This is a genomic window from Paenibacillus sp. PK1-4R (assembly GCF_030369595.1).
In the GTDB taxonomy this organism is placed as follows: Bacteria; Bacillota; Bacilli; order Paenibacillales; family Paenibacillaceae; genus Paenibacillus.
The window spans coordinates 6672883-6690967 of sequence record NZ_CP126535.1 but is presented as its reverse complement, the minus strand read 5'-3'; the positions used below and the strand labels follow the sequence as shown (position 1 = coordinate 6690967).

Here is an 18085-nt window from a genome sequence, read left to right as displayed (position 1 = left end):
TCGTTCCCTTCGAATTAAAAATTAATATTCCGTTGTTGGACTCATGGTTAACGAGATATCCAGGTTGCCGTTCCGTGTGCGGATCGCATCGAGGAATTCCTTTTGGCTAACACTTTCGTGAATGGTTACACTGTAGACCAGCTCATACAGACTGCCGAGTTCGGTCGTTCTGATTTTTTTCAAATCAAAAGGTACATTGAATGTATGGAACACTTCATTAAGTGCTTCTTCATAGCTCAAGTTTTCAGGGATGGTGACTTTCAGCGTTTTCATCTGACTTTTCTTGCCGCCGAAGTTGAAGCGACTCAGGACAAACATCAGTACACACAGGATAATGGTGAACAGAACCGCGTATCCAAAAGCGCCTACACCACAGGCAAGACCGGAAGCCATCGTGAACAATACATAAGCAATGTCCTTTGGATCACCAGGGGCACTTCGGAATCGGATGATCGAGAAGGCACCTGCCAAGCTGAATGCTCGAGCGATGTTGCTGCCGATAAGCAGGATGATGATGGCGACAATGACGGGCAGGACAACCATCGTTAAGGTAAAGCTTTGCGAGTATGTGCTTTGGTTAGTCTTCATGTAGGTGAGGCTGATGACCAATCCCAGAATGATGGCAAGACCAATGGTAATGACTGCGTTGTTAAACGTCAGGTTGGTATCGGTTAGGGCTGAACTGAACAGTGAATCAAGCATATAGGACACGCTCTCTTTCTATAATCGTTTTATCTTGTTCTATGGATGGGTTGAAATCGGTACCTGGTACAAGGGTGCGTTCCGTCTGGTAATTCAGGTTGGTTGTTCTCGCCAGATGTCTGAACTCGTTGCCGTATTTCGAAAATCCGGTGCGATATAGACCATGCTCACAGAGCAGTTGCGACAGCCATAGCGGAACGGTTTTCTCTGCTTTCACTTCCATCAGCCATCGACCGTCCTTCACCAGCGGTTCACCGTAATCGCCTTGTTCGAGCTTCAGATCATATCTGCGGCTACGAATGTTGGTGTCAAAGGTAATGCGGAGATCGCGGCTGTTCTTGTCGAAGAGCGCTTTGCGTTCATATGCCAGATACACTTTCGGTTCCAGATCGTATACCCGAAGGAAATATTTGATCTCTTCGACAACTTGTTTGTTCATGTAATCCGCGAGCTCCGGCGCCTGTCCCGAACGGACGAATTCATAAGCTTCATCCAGCTTCAAAGCTGTTCTGCGTTTGTTCACCAGGCCAAAGACTTTCTTTTTGATCTCCAGATATACTTTTGCGTTCTCTTCAGGTATTCCATAAGCCCGTAGTCTCAGCTTCTCCTTGTATTTTGGTTTGGAGAGACTGGCGCGAATCAGCGAATCCTGTGGAGTGTCGAAGTACAGGTTGCTGATGGAGTAATACTCATGTTTCTTGTTGTAGGCATCCAGCTCCATGTATTTCAGCAGGTCGTTGTAGAAATGTGCGTACTGCTCATCCGTCAGAAGATACTTGCTCTCATATCGGTTGAATACTTCAATCGCCATGTGGGATTCATTCCTTTCGTCTGTGGGTTGTATGTTTTTTTTCATCGTGTATTGCTTCCATGTCTGTATCTTAGAGCCCCAACCTTGAATGAATCTTAAATGGTTTTACATTGCGTTAACATTTTTTTACCTTCCTATAATAGTGCGCATACACAAAATGAATTAAGATTGATTCAAGGTTTGATTGATAGAATAAGAACATATAAAACAAGTCCATTGAGAGAAATAATTCAAGCAGAGGAATGAATAGATGATGAGAATATTAATTGCGGAAGATGAGGTTCATTTGGCAGAGGCTGTATCGCAGATTTTGAAAAAAAACAACTACTCCGTGGATATGGTCCACGACGGCAGATCAGGACTCGATTATGCGCAGAGCGGTATCTACGACCTGTTACTACTCGACATCATGATGCCGGAGATGGACGGGATCACCGTCCTGAAGAAACTCCGCAGTGAAGGGAATCATACGCCTGTCATTCTGCTTACTGCCAAGGGTGAACTATCGGACAAAGTCACAGGCCTTGATTATGGTGCCGATGATTATATCGCCAAGCCTTTTGCCACAGAGGAACTGCTGGCCCGGATTCGTGCAGCTTTACGGCGGAAGGGCGAAGTGGTTCCCGAGGATGGGCTGAAGTTTGGCGACATTGAGCTGAATACAACTCAGTTGAAGCTGAGTGTTCAGGGTAAGGAGATCAAGCTGAATCTGAAGGAGAATGAACTGCTAGAGCTGTTGATTGCTCGCAAACAGGCGATTACCTCCAAAGAGCAGATTATTGAGAAGTTATGGGGATTTGATTCGGAAGTGGAGTATAACAATGTGGAGGTGTACATCTCGTTTTTGCGCAAAAAATTAACCTTCCTGAACTCGGCTGTCCGCATTAACACGATTCGGGGTGTGGGGTATGTACTTGAGGTGACGTCCTGATGTTCAAGAAACTCCGAAATCGATTCCTGATCGTGAATCTGGTGTCCATATCTATTATGATGCTGGTGGCATTTGCAACGATCTATACAATTACTTATCAGAATGTGCAGCGTGAGACAAATATGGAGCTCTACAAGGTTTCTGATTTCTATCACAGTCCTTATAATTCATCCAAGATGCCGCGCGGGGAAGGGCAGGGTTCCGGTACAGGTGGTAGTACAGGCTCAGGTTCCGGTTCAGATTCGTTGCCCTCCGATGCCATGGGTGGTGATAATGGAGGACCGGGAGGGGATCCCAACTCACCACCGGCACGTTCCGTTTCGTTTATGATTAAGACGGATGATCAGTGGAAGATTACGGATACACATTCCCGATTTGATATGGAAGATACGTTCTACACCGAGGCGCTGCAAAAGGTTGACCAGAATAAAGTTGGTGATTCGGAACGGCAGACAGGACAATTTGCGCTGGATGGAACGGATTGGGCCTATGTGGTTGATCCGAGCGGTGACGGGCATATGATCGTATTTATTGATGTGACGGCACAACAGGGCATTCTGACGAACCTGATCTATACATTTGCTGTTGTTGGATTAATTATGTTGATTGTGATCTACTTCCTGAGCCGTTATTTTGCCAATCGTTCCATTGCACCAGTCAGAGAAGCGTTTGAGAAGCAAAAACAATTCATCGGTGATGCTTCACATGAGCTGAAGACACCTCTGGCGATCATCAATACCAATGCTGACGTACTGCTTGCGAATCAGGAGGATACTATAGCAAACCAGGCGAAGTGGCTGCACTATATCAAGTCGGAAACTGAGCGCATGACCGGACTTACGAATGATCTGCTCTATCTGACTCAGATGGATGACTCGCGCTCCACGATGATTCATGCGAAGTTTAATATGAGTGATGCGGTAGAAAGTATTATTTTGCCAATGGAGGCCGTTATTTTTGAGAAAAACATCTCCCTCGATTACAACATTGAGCCGAATCTTACGGTCCATGGGAGTAGTGAGCAGATTAAACAGGTCATTCTGATCCTGCTTGATAATGCTGTGAAATATTCCGGTCCAAAAGGCGCCGTAAACGTCACCCTCCAGAAACAGAATAATGATGTCATGCTGGCCGTATCCAACACAGGTGAAGGCATTGCACCGGAACATCTGGATCGGATCTTCGATCGATTCTATCGTACGGATTCGTCAAGAGCACGCAAACATGGTGGGCATGGTCTGGGGCTGGCGATTGCTCGTTCCATTGTGGATCAGCACAAAGGAGAGTTGTACGCTCGAAGCGTGGTCGGAGAGGGGGCTACATTTTACGTGCGGTTGTCGTAGGGGCAGAGTGATGAGCGGGCTCTACACTAATCCTTCGCTCCCGCTCTATAATTGTTCTTCAGGCATAAGTTCTGCCTGTAGTGGGTTAACCTATGCTACAATGGCAACAGTATGTATGAATCAAGGAGATGAACTGAACGTGGCAGAAGCAAACGCAATTAATGAACAAGAAATGATGCAATATATTGCAGATAAAACAAAGGCAAGCCAAGCGAACATCGCTCTTGTGTTGAAGCATGAGCAAGCGTACATCAACAAGGCGCACGAAAATGCCAAAGGTAACGATGTGGATATTGACGGCGATGATCTGGCGGACTACATCCTTAGTCGCAAAGATGTGAAGCTGGATGAGTTGACCGTGGAAAGCATCCTGGATGCTGAGATGGACTACTTGATGGACAAGGGTCACGCGGGATACATCGATTAAGTTAAGCGTAGGTAAAATCTAACGAACCTGACACGACTTATTCGGGTATTTCTCGCTCGATTGGGAATGTAACGAATCTGAGACGTGTTATTCTCTGGATTTTAGGACTTTTCGATGCAATTGCAGCATTTCCGCGGAATTAGCGTGTTTGAGATTCGTTAGTTCGGGAAATAAGCGCTTTTTGCCGAAATAAGGTGCCTTAGGTTCGTTAGAGTAATCACAAGGTGCAACGAGGTGTTAAATGGCTGTTTCAAAAGTACATTTTCACAGATACAGCCTTATGCATGGCAAGTGTAGTACTATAAAAAAGACCTCAACTCCACAATACTGTGGTGTTGAGGCCTTTTTTAGATTGTAGCGACCAGGCATCCCTTCGGGAACACCTGTCGGTATAACTTTTTTAAGGATGGACTTGAAGTTCTATCGGACCGGATCTATATCGGATCATTTGTCGAGTCTCGCTATGAGTACAGCTGGATGAGTGTTGACCTATCGGACAGCCTCATTGAGCTGTACTCATCTGTTTGCATCCGTTTTGCCCTACAGTCATCCTTATTGGACATCACTGTAAGGTGAGATTTTTAGGGAATCCCTATCAATCCTACCGTTTACAGCTTCTTATTGACCCATCATACCGCCATCTACAGTGTAGAGGGAAGCTGTTACATAGGATGCTTCTTCAGACAACAGGAAGTTCATCACCGCAGCAACTTCTTCCGGTTCACCGTAACGGCCCATTGGAATGGCAGATACCGTAGCAGATTGGTAATCTTCCACGTTGCCGGAGTTAGCTTCGATCTGACGCATCATACGGGTATTGATTGTGCCTGGCAATACAGCGTTAACCCGGATATTATAAGGTGCCAGTTCATTGGCAGCGGTACGCGTGAGGCCAACTACTGCATGTTTGGACATAATATATGGAGATACGGCAGGTGCACCCATCAGACCCGCGAGGGAAGAGGTATTTAGAATCGCACCGGATTTTTGTTTTTTCATAACCGGAATGACATTTTGCAGACCCAGGAATACCCCGCGAATGTTGACGTTATATACCGTATCCAGTGCTTCAACACTCAGGTCTTCGATCAGCCCTGTTGGACCTTCAATTCCGGCGTTGTTAGCAAAATAATCGATTCGGCCAAACGCATCCAATGCTTTTTGCACATAGTTTTTCACGTCTGCTTCTTGAGATACGTTCGCTTTTACTGCGATGACGTGCTCTTTGTCGAGGTTCAGATCAGTAATCGTCTGCTGGATGGCTTCTTCATTCAGGTCGACCAGAACTAGATTGATTTTGCGCTCTGCAAGGCGGCGTGCCAATTCTTTACCAATGCCTCCGGCTGCTCCTGTAATTACGGCTGTATGTGTATACGTTGTACTCATGATATATTCGCTCCTTATTCATTATTGGCAGGTATTTCTCAAAAAAAGTTTCAACCTGTCGTCTATCTTTCCTGTCTCAATGTTAAGATATACATAGCAATGTGACAATAATCATTGACAGCGCATATGTCAGCTATCGGACAGAGGTGTAAGCGGTGTTTATTTATATTACAATAATGAACAAAGGAGGCGAGAATGTTGATCATTGAACATCCTCAGGATCGGAGAGCACGAAGAACACAGGATGCGATCATCGCTGCGGCGGTTTCTTTGATATTGGAGAAGGGAGCAGACGCTTTAACCATTCGGGATATTACGGAGCGGGCGGATTACAACCGTGGAACCTTTTATTTACATTTTCCCGGCAAACCGGAGTTGTTGCAGTTTATACTTGATGATTTCATGCAGGGAGTGGGGCGAGCTTATGCAGAACCATACGCACAGCTCAAGGAAGTGGACATGACTGTGTTGCTGCCATCCACGATGCCTGTATTCGAATATATTGAAGCCCATCAGGATATCTTTCGTGCATTAATAACAATGCATTCGGATATGGGTTCCCGGCTGTGCAATATGTTTAGAATGTATCTAACCGAAGATTTTGTATTGGTGACCGAGGATAGTGAGTGGACGATTAATTACGACATTATGTTAAGTTATCTGGTATCTGCGACGGTAGGTGTAATCATGCATTGGGCGGAGATTGGATTCAAGTATTCTGCGCATTATATGGGAGAGCAGCTTACGGCGCTGATTAACATCAAACCGACCCGTCTGCTGATTGAACCAGGGCAGAAGGGCCGGACTATTCACGAGCGTATGCTGTTGGATTGAGTCAGATTATCCGGTCATGGAGGCATTAGCGGCCTGTTGCATCTGAAGCAACTGTTCGCGGATCAGGACCGACTCGCCGATCATGATTAATGCGGGGTTATTCACTTGATGTGACAGGGCGAGGGAATGGAGTTCGGCAAGTGTGCCGGTAATAATCCGTTCCTCCGAAGTGGTTCCTCGTTCGATTAAAGCCGCAGGGGTGTGTCCGCTTTTGCCATGGTGAAGCAATTCATGTTGGATCTGGGGCAGTTGGCTAATACCCATGTAAATGACCAACGTATCTACACTATGAGCGAGTAGATCCCAGCGAACCGATGATACACTTCCGTCACTGCCGGTTCCCGTGACACATGCGAAGGATGAAGCAATCCCGCGATGGGTTAACGGAATAAGGGAGGAAGCGGATGAACCTACAGCTGAAGTGATTCCAGGAATAATCTCAAATGCAATCCCTGCTTCCGCCAGCACAAGCGCTTCTTCACCACCACGACCAAAGATAAACGGATCACCACCCTTGAGTCGTACAACTTGTTTGCCTTCCGCTGCATGGGCAGCAAGCATCCTTCCAATCATCTCCTGACTCATGGAGTGAAGGCCTGGCGCCTTGCCGCAGTAGATGCGGAGTGCTCCTTCACGAGCCTCAGCGAGCAATTGATCATTCACAAGCCGATCATACATAATGACATCTGCGGACTGAATACGTTTCAGGGCTTTTACCGTAATCAGATCCGGATCTCCAGGACCAGCGCCAACAATACTAACCAGGCCCCGGCTCATGATCGTGTTCCCAATTTCGGTGCAACATCGGAACTTGCCAATCCTGAACGACCACCCTGAATGGTTGCCAGTTTCGTCGATAGTTTCACCGGATTCCCCCAGTGGTGTGCAGCATATAGACCGAGGCCTGTAAATACAGCTCCGCCAATGAGGTTACCCAACAACACCGGGATCTGATTCCACAGCCACCAGTCAGCGAGACTGACCTGTGCACCAAGCATCATGCCTGCCGGAATGACGAACATATTTACCACAGCATGCTCAAATCCCTGAGCGAAAAATATGGTAATGGGCAGCCACATCGCTACGATTTTTCCCAGTGTGGAAGTGGACGTCATTGCCATCACTGCCCCGAGTGTGACCATCCAGTTACATAGAATGGCTTTGATGATGACCAGTACAATGCCAGCCCCGCCCAAGTGCTGATACCCCAATGTTTTGGTTTCACTGGTCTGGATCAGCGTTTGAATTAGAGGGTTGCTCATATCCGTACCCATCTTGGTAATGGTCAGGCCGTATAAGAGAGCATAGAATGCACATCCGATTAGATGTCCTGTGATCACCCAGAAATAATTTCGGAGCATATCCATCCATGTAATTCTGCGTTTCAACACTGCGAGTGGAAGCATCGCAAAGTTTCCTGTCACCAATTCGAGACCCAGCAGAATAATGATGACAAATCCTGCCGGGAATATCAGTGCACCTGCCAAACCAACGGAAGTTTGAGATACAGCGGTATATGCCAGTGTGGTTGCAAAGGCAAGGATAGCCCCCGCCAGAAAACCGCGGATCAGCATCTGTACCCGATTCATTCTGGCTTTGCTCTCACCAGCTTCGATCATCGATTGCAACACTTCTGCAGGTTTCACAAAATCCATAGCGCACGCCTCCTTGATGTCAGGGTATTCTCTAGCCTTTAACCCGCAATTGTGATGAAGATTTCTCCGCTGTTGCCGTCTACTTCTGTTTTGTAGGTATTCAAGCAGCCTTCATCCGGCTCGTGTACCTTACCGTTACGCAGATCAATCTTCCAATCATGCAAAGGACAATGAACTGCTGTCCCGCACACCATGCCTTCCGACAGCTTGCCGCCCTTGTGAGGGCAGCGATTCTCGACGGCGTGCAGACTTCCGTCGCTCAGTTTGAAGACTGCAATTTCGGTATCCTGTATCAGGAAGGTCCGTGCTCCCTTTTCATCAATATCCGCAAGGTGTCCAATCCGGAATTTGTTCATCGCTGTTCCTCCTCTTCTAGTGGGTTACCGGCTCGGCACCGGACAGTGGGGTGAAGTTTTTACGTAATTTCTCGTCTTGAATGATTTCTTTCCAAGGATCAACCGTGTGACCCAGTGTAACTTCCAGACGTTCGACCAGAGCGAGACGTACATCCCGATCCGCCAATGCCTCCTTCACATGATCCAGACCTACCCGTTCAATCCATGCCGCTGTTCTCTCATTCCATTTTGCATTCTCTCTATAATATTGCAGGTAAGAGTAAGTCCACTCTTCCACTTCCGCATCGGTCTTCACCGTACAGAGCAACTCGGCTGCACGAACCTTGACTCCCGCGTTACCGCCAACATGAATTTCCCAAGCGCCATCAATGGCGACAACACCCAGATCCTTGATGGTCGCTTCAGCACAGTTCCGCGGACATCCGGAGACAGCGAGTTTCACTTTGGCCGGAGCCACCATCTTATCGAGTTTTTTCTCCAGACGAATACCCATCTCAATGGAATCCTGTGTGCCGAATCGGCAGAATGTATTACCAACACAAGTTTTCACCGTACGAAGCGCCTTGCCATAACCAAAACCGGAAGGCATATCGAGCTCTTCCCAGATCTTCGGCAGATTCTCTTTCTGTACACCGAGCAGATCGAGTCGTTGTCCACCCGTGAATTTCACCAACGGCACATCATATTTCTCCGCGACAGTCGCAATCTTGATCAATTCCGCTGGGGAAGTGACACCACCATAGATCCGTGGAATAACGGAGTAGGTACCGTCCTTCTGGATGTTGGCGTGATAACGTTCATTGGTGAATTTGGATACACGCTCATCTGTGTATTCAGCCGGCCAGATCATACCGAGATAATAGTTGAGTGAAGGACGACACTTGGAACAACCTTCCGGCTCATCCCAACCGAGAACGTTCATAACTTCCTTCACGCTTTTGAGTCCCATTTCCTTGATCTGGGCAACAATCTCATCCCGATCATAGGAGGTGCAGCCACAGATGCCTTCTTTGGTCTGTTCGCCTACATTATCACCTGCGTAATACGTGAGCAGGTTTTCGATAATAGGCTTGCACCCACCGCAAGAAGCGGAGGCTTTGGTGCAGGATTTGATTGCACCGAGGGTGTTGCAGCCTTTGTTCAGAACGGCGTCCCCGATGGAAGATTTGGTAACACCATTACAACCACACACGATCTCGTCATCCGGCATACTCGCCATGCGTTCTGCGACAGATGGACCCGAGCCTGAACCACCAGAGGGTACACCGAGCAAAATTTCTTTCTCCCGACCACTGATGTTCTCACCACTCTTAATGAGGGAAAACAGCGATGCGCCATCCGTGGTATCCCCGAACAATACAGCTCCAATGAGCTGCCCATCCTTGATCACCATCTTTTTGTATACACCATCGACATCATCCTGAATACGAATGCTGCGAGTGTTCGCAGCGTCTTTGAATTGTCCGGCAGAGAATACGTCAACACCGGATACTTTCAGCTTGGTAGAAGTGACCGAACCTTCGTATCCTTCAGTTGTCGCGCCTGCAAGACGTTTAGCGAGTACCATACCTTGTTCATATAATGGAGCAACCAGTCCATAGGCAATACCGCGGTGTTCTGCACATTCGCCGACGGCAGAGATGCCAGGAATGCTGGTATGCATATAATCATCTACAATGACTCCACGATTCACATCGAGGCCGGTATTACGAGCCAGTTCAATCTGAGGGCGAATCCCGACAGCCATGACAACCAGATCTGCTTCAAGTACCGTTTGATCAGTGAAACGAATGGCTTTTACTCGATGTTTGCCTGTGATTTCTTCGGTATGTTTGTTCAAAAGGAACTTCATGCCTTGTTCTTCAAGCTCACGCTGGAGCATCAGGCCTGCCGGCAAATCCAGGTTCCGGTCCATCAGATGGCCGTTAATATGGATGACCGTGACGTCCATGCCCAGATTGAGCAGCCCCCGCGCTGCTTCCAGTCCTAGCAATCCGCCTCCAATGACGGCAGCTTTGCGATACTTTTGCGATGCTGCCATCATGGTCTCGCAGTCTTTAATATCGCGGAAACCGATCACGCCTTCCTTGTTAGCGCCGGGAAGAGGGAGAATGAACGCTTGTGAACCAGTTGCCATAATCAGCTCATCATAGGCTGCGCGTACACCATTTTGAGATACAACTTCCTTGCGCTTGGGATCGATCTGAACGACCGGATCACCCGGGTACACCCGAATGCCGTTATCTTCGTACCAGCTCCACTCATTGATTACGATATCTTCGATGGATGTTCCGCCAGCCAGTACAGTAGATAACATGATCCGGTTGTAGTTGGGATGCGGCTCTGCGCCGAAGACTGTAATTTCATAAGCGTGTGGAGCAAGCTTAAGGATATGTTCGATTGTGCGGATTCCCGCCATGCCATTGCCGACCAGCACCAGTTTTTTCGTTGTACTCATTATGATTAGCCCCCTTAGGTCCATTCTGCAAACTGCCTCAAAACCTTGTCTCTAAAATCGAAAAAGCCTGTTATGCCTCGGAGGACTGCGCATATACATACGCATCCCTTGCTCCGAGATTGCAAAACAGGCTTCATTGCCGTTTCAACCAGCTACGCCGTTGTAACTGTGATCGATTCAAATATGGAGTTGTTGTGGCTTAACTATAAAAGATCGATCTACCCATGTCAATATAGTTAACATAAAAAAGTATTTGAAATTTAAAGTTAATTATGTTTACATGAGTTTATTGGAATATCGAATGGACGACGACGTTTTACGCACATATCTTCATAAATTGAAGGATTTAACTGAATTTAGCATGCCTTATACAATAAATACTGTAGAAAAGGTGCCATGTGTATGGTGTCCCCCTTTTTTATACAGCATGATGAGGCATGAAAAGATCATTCTAATGTTGAAATCAAGACGTATAATCATCACTACTTGGTTTTTTGTTAGGTAATATAACACGTTTATCGCTTTGATGTATTAACGTCTTAAATGTTGTGGACTCTGACTATACGCCATAGGGAGGGATTGATCCATCATGCGATCTTTATTGGTCATCCGTGTTCAACCAACGATAGCTGCCTCATCCGATGCAATCCCTCTGACACCGGAGAGGCTGCTGGGAGCAAACGGGTACCATGTACAGGTGGCGGGCAGTGAAACGGAAGCGTTGAAGCTGGCTCGGGCAGCGGAAGCGTCCATCTTGCATCTGTCGCTGGCTGATGTGGAGTACTGGGTGAACTGCCTGGGAAAGGGGAAGTCGGATTCCCCGTTGCTCTGGTGGTGCGCGCCAGATACGGCTTCTTCCTCCGCAGAATCCTGCGAGGTCGAAACTTCATTTGATGGAATACTTACACCATCCATGACCGGGCCTGAGATCCACTGGACTCTTCACTTTGCAGCTCGGCGTTACATGGAACGCAAACAGTGGGAGCAGGAACGGAAGCAGCTGCAATCCAGGCTGGAGGATCGGAAGTGGATTGATATGGCGAAGGCCATCCTTAGTGATCTGAAGCAGATCTCCGAGGCCGAAGCTTATGACCTGTTACGCAAGAAAGCGATGGATGAACGCAAACGGATGGTCGATGTAGCCACAGCGATTGTGAAGGCCCATCAACTGCTCCAGTCTTAATTGGAAGGAGGATTCTCCATGGATATGTCTCAGATACTCCGAGAGGTCGGACGTGGGAAACGAGGCTCACGTGATCTGAATTATACAGAGGCACTGACCGTAGCAGAGAAAATCCTGAAACAGGAGGTTTCCCCTGCCCAGACGGCCGCATTTCTAATGGCTGAACGAATGAAAATGGAAAACGTTGAGGAACTGGAAGCTTTTGTTCATGCATGTCGTAACAGTGCGGAACGTTTCTCCATATTTCAGGATGGATTGGACTGCGCGGGTCCTTATGATGGACGGACGAAGTCGTTCATGGCCACGTTTTCGGTTGCATTTGTACTCGCGGCGGCCGGGTTGCCGGTGACTTTGCACGGGAGTGATCCTTTACCACCCAAGTGGGGCGTCACGTTGTCGGTTCTGTTAAAGGAAGCAGGAATAGATACGGGTAAGATGGATCGGGAAGATGCCAGAGGTGCTGCGTTGCGTTCAGGTGTCATGTACGTATCCTCCGAGGAGTGGTGTGGGCCTCTTCGCAAGCTTCGTCCGTTACGGGAAGAGCTGGGATTCCGCACAGTGCTGAACACAGCAGAGAAACTCATTGATTATAACCATTCACCGTATTTGGTGTTTGGTGTGTTTCATAATACCTTTCTGGATCGGATTGCGAAGTTGCTCACCCGGTTTAACTATCGCCGTGCTTATGTGGTACAGGGAATGGAAGGTTCTGAGGATCTGTATATTGATCGGCCAACCCGCGTATACGCCGTGGAAGACGGCGATATGAAGCTGGAATTGGTTGATCCTGCAGCCTATGAACTGGATATGCCCGTGCCGGAACTGGTCTGGACGGCTGCGAAGCAGCTTGAAGTGGCGGAAAGTGTGTTAAGCGGTGAGGGTCATATTGCTTTTGTGAATCAGGTCTTGTTAAATGGAGGTTTCCGCTTGTACGCGGCGGGGCGTGTCAATTCCATCGAAGAGGGCATATACACTTGTCAGGGGTTGCTGGAGAGTGGTGCAGCGTATCGCATCTATCAACAGTGGTGTGTCTCCATGGGTGGCGAACTGCCGGATAACAGAGCGGTGTCCATCTATCCGGCATCGTCCAGATAATGTAATGCTGGTGTTCAATCTTGTTATCGTTTAGCGTGTTTTTATTCCCAAGGATAAGTAACGGTCAGGAAGTCGGCGAATTTCTTGCTCTCTTCCCGCCGTTGTTTCCGCATGGCCGCCCGATCCGGAGCGGTCTCGTATAATTTCTTCTCTTCTTCCGTCTCCGGGATAATGCGGGGTACGATCAGTTTGCGATTATTTTCGTCCAGGGCCACAAAGGTCAGAAATGCCGTCGCCGCAATTTTCTTCTCTCCGGTCTTCAGATCCTCTCGAATCACCTTCACAAAAATCTCCATGGAACTTCGTCCTGTCCAGGACGCGAACGATTCAAGTGTAACGGAGTCTGTTGGGTTGATCGGGTACAGGAAATCGACAGAGTCGGTTGAAGCTGTTACAGTATTGACCCGACATAGCTTGGAAGCGGCGATGGATGCAATATCATCGATGTAGGACATAAGCTTGCCGCCGAATAGCGTATTATGATTGTTGACATCGGTTGGGAACACCCGTGCCGTCTTGAAACAACGTGTTTCGCGTACATATTTTTTCTCCACCTGATCCATCTCCGTTGGTTTCGGTATCTCTCTCATGTTTTTTCCTCCTGACAGTATGGCTGCTGTGACATTTCATTTCAGGTGTTGCAGGGTCTATTTCTGATCTATTATCCCTAGTATAGGTGTCGGTCAGATACATATTCAAATGAAGTTGGACTGCAAAAAAACCGCCAGGCGCGGACCGGCGCGCTGGCGGTTTACTGCTGTATATTAAGCCTTGGGTTTGAAAATGCCGGACGGTTTGCCGATCGGCAAGAACGCATAACCGAAGTGAGCATTCAGTACCGAAGCACCTGTACCATACAGGGACACAATTCCGATAGCCATTTCAGCGTATGCTGCAATAGTGTGGAAAATGTGAGGAGCTACGCCGAAAGCGTCAAAGGTCAAGCCAAGGAACAGGAAGTCAATCAGAATGAAGATGATAAGCAATACTTTATTCGCTTCAATCGCACCGATTGTCATGAACAGGGTGAATACAAGGTATCCGGCAAAAGCAAATCCGAGCTGCTTGCCATCGGCCTGTTCAGCGAGAGTGGAGCCAAATACGCCCATTTTGATCATCCAGTTGGCAGCCATGGCAAACCAGAAGAATGCGTACGCGCCAAAAGCTGTTGTGCCAAAGGTATTGTTGCGTTTGGAATCTTGAATACATGCGAATAGCTGGGCAAATGCACCCAGGAAGATCGCCCAAGGAATAGCATAGCTAAGTCCATCCGTAATGCCAAGCTTTTGGGAAGAAGCGACCAGGGTTACGATAGCCAACCCAAATAATCCCATTGCGCTGGGATCGGCGTTAACAATTTTGACTTTAGTCTGTGAATCGGTCTGCATGGTGATGATAAGCCTCCAATAATATCAAATCAGGATCCATGGCCGTCGTTGGCCGTCCTCTAAATTACATCATTTGTATCCGCCGGGTCCGGACACACACATCGCCCTATTGTACCTGAATGACCCCATTATGGAAAGGGATTTTATTACCTTTTGAACCAATAGACTTTTTGTTTTTTCAATATACACATTTACGACACAATCCGTTCTGGCCGTGAATGATGAGGCCAGACGCTAGAATCCAACTCTCGATAATACCACTAAAATTGCGTCATATCAGCCATTTTCGGATAAGCTCTTGTGTGATAAAATAATCTTTATCAAAAAATGGAGAAGAATACAAAACATCCTTGTCTCCTATGCCATATGTTAATCCAACTATAGATTGACAGGAAAAACTAAAATGGTTCACAGAATAAGGAGGTATCAGGGGTCATGGTTATGAGTTTGGATTTGAAAAATAAAATAGAGAAGGCCAGACATAACCTTCATATGCTGGTAGAGCATAACAAGGGTGGTCTTGGGCATCCCGATGTGATTCGGCAGTCTATGGCATTGGACGAATTGATTAATGAGTATAACCGAATTAGCCGAAACCATTCACGGGCCTGAACCCAAAGCGATTTTAATTTTATCCACGGAACAAATCACATAGATTGTAACGCTTGATCGTACAGACGGGCATGAATATAGCCGGTGTGGACAGCCTCAGTTGAAGAGGCGGTATCCTACCGGCGTAATATTCATGCCCGTTTGTTTTTGCATCGTATCCATCATGCATCTGTTTAATGCAGCAATCGTTTGGCTTCCAAATATAACACCTGTACGAATTTTTTCGTATTAATGCGTGTCTGGGACAAGGAAGGCTCCACATTGTTTTGCAGCTCCAGCATTTTCTTGCGAATTTCGGTGAAATCGAAAAATTTGGATGCATAATTCTCGAACTTGGGATGTGTATAATCTGTTAATCCCAGAGAAACCACATGGCTCAGCGTCTGGAAGATGGCCCTGCGAACACGTTGTTCCGATGCCTTGATCTCCTTGTTCACCTCTGCGAGAGAGGCGTCTTCTCCCAGTTTACGTATCGCTACATTCTGGAAGATGTCTTTGAGGGATGGGAACGTATAGGGGGACAGCTTATGCTCATCTGTCTCTACCTGCTCCAGATATTCCAGCATGTCCAGCAGATCCCTGCTGCCTGCTTCGCCGATCATGCCCATCTCGGATAGCAGGAAATGTCCTGCTGTCGTGATTGTTTTGTCCGGAACCGGAGCTGCGGTACGTTCGATAGAATTCAAACCGGACAATCCCTGCAATGTCCGCTGAATATCTGCGATGGATTGCTGCATCCGAAGCCTTTCGCTCACCAGCCGCAGAACAGATAGAATCTCCAACCGGTTAATCGGCTTCGTAATATAATATTCAATGCCTAGTGAATAGGCTTCTCCGATCATATTTTTCGACTCGATCTGGGAGATCATGACGATCTTACCCTCGAACCTTCCTTCAAGCGCCCGCACGGTCTGAATCCCGTCTCGTTGTGGCATCAGCAGATCAATCAGCAGGACATCCACCTTATGCAATTCCAACAGTTCCGCGTGAATATGTGCTCCGTCCTCAGCTTCCCCGGCAATATCGCCAAGGCCTTCATCCTCAATAATATCCATCAACATGGAACGAACGCCAGGATCATCATCCACGATAAAATAACGCATGTCAGTCATTCCCTTTCTCTGCGAATGGTGTGATTGATAAATCTATGGTAAAGGCGGCTAACTCCGCCATGAACTCTCGTTCCAGTGTAATCGTTCCTTTCCTTCTTGCATAGAACCTGACATGTCAGGTTCTATGACAATGTTTGGGCAATCAAAGCCCATTTTTAAAATAAATGTAGAAATTGCATGTAGGTATTTGTCGATTTTCGTAGATGCCCTTGTAGTATAAGTAACATCCCGAAGTCTGGGGCTAGTGTTGTGCAGAATGGTACAAACTTTTCACGTGACCCATCTCTGTGCTTGAAATACACCATAAAAAGGGGCATACCGATGGAGCAAACAATACAAGATATTGTCGTCATTTTCAATGATTTTCTATGGTCCAAAGTGTTAATTATACTATTGGTAGTATGTGGGATATACTTCACCACCAAGACCCGATTCATGCAATTCCGCATGATTGGAGATATGGTGAAGGTGCTTCTAGAGCCAAAAAGCAAGGAACCAGGCAAAATTTCACCTTTTCAGGCGTTCTGTATTAGTATGGCGGCCCGTGTAGGCACAGGCAATATTACCGGTATTGCACTGGCCATCGCACTGGGGGGACCCGGGGCTGTATTCTGGATGTGGGTTATTGCGATTATTGGTTCTGCCTCCAGTTTTGTGGAGAGCACGCTGGCTCAGATCTATAAAGTGAAGGATAAGGGCGGATTCCGCGGGGGTCCGGCGTATTATATGGAGCGTGGGCTAGGAAAGCGCTGGATGGGGATTTTATTTGCCATTCTCATCACACTTTCATTCGGTTTGGTCTTTAATGCAGTGCAGTCTAACACGATTACAGTTGCATTTGAGAACTCATTTGGCACGGATCGGTTAACCGTGGGTATCATTATGGCTGTGATATTTGCAGGAATTATCATGGGCGGTGTCAAACGGATTGCAAAAGCATCGGAATACATCGTTGTTGTACTGGCCGTATTGTACATTGGGGTAGCGGCTTTTGTGGTGCTGGCGAACATTACCCAGCTTCCGGCCATGATTGCATTGATCGTCAAAAATGCCTTCGGCATTGAACAGGTGGCTGGCGGAACGTTGGGCGCTGCACTGATGAACGGTGTGAAACGCGGATTGTTCTCCAATGAGGCGGGGATGGGTAGCGCCCCGAATGCTGCTGCAACGGCGGATACAACACATCCGGTGAAACAGGGACTTATTCAGGCGTTTGGCGTGCTGACAGATACGTTGGTGATATGTACAAGCACTGCCATGATTATTTTGCTATCCGGGGTATACAAGGGTTCCAATCTGGGTGGCATTGAATTAACTCAGGCTGCATTAAGTGTACATATTGGTTCATGGGCATCGGGATTCCTGGCGGTTATGGTGTTCCTGTTTGCTTTCAGTACACTAATTGGAAATTATTACTATGGAGAAACTAACATTGAGTTTATCAAATCCAACAAAGTCTGGCTGTGGGTATACCGTATTTGCGTTATCGCGATGGTGGTGTTTGGTGCGGTAGCCAAAGTGCAGCTGGTATGGGATTTGGCTGACCTGTTCATGGGGCTCATGGTGGTGGTGAACCTGATTGCAATTCTGATGCTGTCCAAGGTGACTTTCGAAGCGTTGAAGGACTACAAGAAACAAAAGGCTGAAGGACGTGATCCCGTCTTTACCCGGGACCGAATTCATATTCCGGGTGAAGTGGAATGCTGGCAGTCGGAAGAAGAAGTTATTGGAGATAAATCAATACATGTAGCCAATTAAGATTTTATCTGAATGTAGTTGGTTATATAAAATG

18 protein-coding genes are annotated in these 18085 nt (G+C 47.3%); 8 read left to right on the top strand and 10 right to left on the bottom strand.

Annotated features, from left to right (window positions below; all coding sequences use genetic code 11):
- Nucleotides 1–21: 21 nt before the first annotated feature.
- A complete protein-coding gene (locus tag QNO02_RS29070; protein ID WP_289390662.1) occupies nt 22–702 on the bottom strand; it encodes a DUF4956 domain-containing protein in 681 nt (226 codons plus the stop codon).
- The gene (locus QNO02_RS29065; protein ID WP_249913769.1) at nt 695–1513 is read right to left on the bottom strand and encodes a polyphosphate polymerase domain-containing protein; all 819 of its coding nucleotides are present in this window, start codon (nt 1511–1513) and stop codon (nt 695–697) included. Before QNO02_RS29065 ends, QNO02_RS29070 begins: the two co-directional genes overlap by 8 nt.
- A 253-nt stretch (nt 1514–1766) precedes the next feature.
- On the opposite strand from QNO02_RS29065, the gene QNO02_RS29060 reads away from it, so the two are divergent.
- The 3 genes from QNO02_RS29060 (at nt 1767) to QNO02_RS29050 (ending at nt 4214) form a co-directional block, all read left to right on the top strand.
- Nucleotides 1767–2444 (top strand): response regulator transcription factor, encoded by a 678-nt coding sequence (locus QNO02_RS29060; protein WP_036612327.1) that lies wholly within the window; start codon nt 1767–1769, stop codon nt 2442–2444.
- A complete protein-coding gene (locus QNO02_RS29055; protein ID WP_289390661.1) occupies nt 2444–3787 on the top strand; it encodes a sensor histidine kinase in 1344 nt (447 codons plus the stop codon). Before QNO02_RS29060 ends, QNO02_RS29055 begins: the two co-directional genes overlap by 1 nt.
- A 172-nt stretch (nt 3788–3959) precedes the next feature.
- Complete coding sequence (locus tag QNO02_RS29050; RefSeq protein WP_253442921.1) at nt 3960–4214, top strand: hypothetical protein; 255 nt, start codon at nt 3960–3962, stop codon at nt 4212–4214.
- Nucleotides 4215–4832: 618 nt separating this feature from the next.
- Here QNO02_RS29050 and QNO02_RS29045 read toward each other — a convergent pair.
- On the bottom strand, nt 4833–5600 hold the full coding sequence (locus tag QNO02_RS29045; RefSeq protein ID WP_091012476.1) for an SDR family NAD(P)-dependent oxidoreductase: 768 nt from the start codon (nt 5598–5600) through the stop codon (nt 4833–4835).
- A 195-nt stretch (nt 5601–5795) separates the two neighbouring features.
- On the opposite strand from QNO02_RS29045, the gene QNO02_RS29040 reads away from it, so the two are divergent.
- Entirely contained in the window at nt 5796–6434 is a 639-nt protein-coding gene (locus QNO02_RS29040; protein WP_091035675.1) for a TetR/AcrR family transcriptional regulator, read from the top strand.
- Nucleotides 6435–6440: 6 nt separating this feature from the next.
- Here QNO02_RS29040 and cobA read toward each other — a convergent pair whose 3' ends face one another.
- The 4 genes from cobA to nirB are packed head-to-tail and all read right to left on the bottom strand — an operon-like array spanning nt 6441 to nt 10903.
- A complete protein-coding gene (cobA, locus tag QNO02_RS29035) occupies nt 6441–7211 on the bottom strand; it encodes a uroporphyrinogen-III C-methyltransferase (RefSeq protein ID WP_289390660.1) in 771 nt (256 codons plus the stop codon).
- Nucleotides 7208–8089: a formate/nitrite transporter family protein gene (locus QNO02_RS29030; protein WP_289390659.1), complete on the bottom strand. Its 882-nt coding sequence runs from the start codon at nt 8087–8089 to the stop codon at nt 7208–7210. The genes cobA and QNO02_RS29030 overlap by 4 nt, the downstream gene beginning before the upstream one ends.
- A gap of 38 nt (nt 8090–8127) precedes the next feature.
- Complete coding sequence (gene nirD, locus QNO02_RS29025) at nt 8128–8445, bottom strand: nitrite reductase small subunit NirD (protein ID WP_036612155.1); 318 nt, start codon at nt 8443–8445, stop codon at nt 8128–8130.
- A 16-nt stretch (nt 8446–8461) separates the two neighbouring features.
- Nucleotides 8462–10903 carry a nitrite reductase large subunit NirB gene (gene nirB / locus QNO02_RS29020; protein WP_289390658.1) on the bottom strand — a complete coding sequence of 814 codons (2442 nt, stop codon included), beginning with the start codon at nt 10901–10903 and terminating at the stop codon, nt 8462–8464.
- 589 nt (nt 10904–11492) lie between these two features.
- On the opposite strand from nirB, the gene QNO02_RS29015 reads away from it, so the two are divergent.
- Nucleotides 11493–12086 carry an ANTAR domain-containing response regulator gene (locus tag QNO02_RS29015; protein ID WP_091035686.1) on the top strand — a complete coding sequence of 198 codons (594 nt, stop codon included), beginning with the start codon at nt 11493–11495 and terminating at the stop codon, nt 12084–12086.
- 18 nt (nt 12087–12104) lie between these two features.
- Nucleotides 12105–13181 (top strand): anthranilate phosphoribosyltransferase, encoded by a 1077-nt coding sequence (locus QNO02_RS29010; protein WP_289390657.1) that lies wholly within the window; start codon nt 12105–12107, stop codon nt 13179–13181.
- 41 nt (nt 13182–13222) lie between these two features.
- On the opposite strand, the gene QNO02_RS29005 is transcribed toward QNO02_RS29010, so the two are convergent.
- The gene (locus QNO02_RS29005) at nt 13223–13735 is read right to left on the bottom strand and encodes an acyl-CoA thioesterase (RefSeq protein ID WP_026081401.1); all 513 of its coding nucleotides are present in this window, start codon (nt 13733–13735) and stop codon (nt 13223–13225) included.
- A 210-nt stretch (nt 13736–13945) separates the two neighbouring features.
- Nucleotides 13946–14569: an acetate uptake transporter gene (locus tag QNO02_RS29000; RefSeq protein ID WP_091012490.1), complete on the bottom strand. Its 624-nt coding sequence runs from the start codon at nt 14567–14569 to the stop codon at nt 13946–13948.
- A gap of 435 nt (nt 14570–15004) precedes the next feature.
- Between QNO02_RS29000 and QNO02_RS28995 the strand changes: the two genes are divergently transcribed.
- Nucleotides 15005–15181, top strand: a complete 177-nt coding sequence (locus tag QNO02_RS28995) for an aspartyl-phosphate phosphatase Spo0E family protein (protein ID WP_017691636.1) — start codon at nt 15005–15007, stop codon at nt 15179–15181.
- Between the two features lie 173 nt (nt 15182–15354).
- Here the strand turns inward: QNO02_RS28995 and QNO02_RS28990 are convergent, their stop codons facing one another.
- Nucleotides 15355–16284, bottom strand: a complete 930-nt coding sequence (locus QNO02_RS28990; protein WP_249913770.1) for a response regulator — start codon at nt 16282–16284, stop codon at nt 15355–15357.
- 330 nt (nt 16285–16614) lie between these two features.
- Here QNO02_RS28990 and QNO02_RS28985 point away from each other — a divergent pair, with 330 nt between their 5' ends.
- Complete coding sequence (locus tag QNO02_RS28985) at nt 16615–18051, top strand: alanine/glycine:cation symporter family protein (protein WP_289390656.1); 1437 nt, start codon at nt 16615–16617, stop codon at nt 18049–18051.
- Nucleotides 18052–18085: the final 34 nt, after the last annotated feature.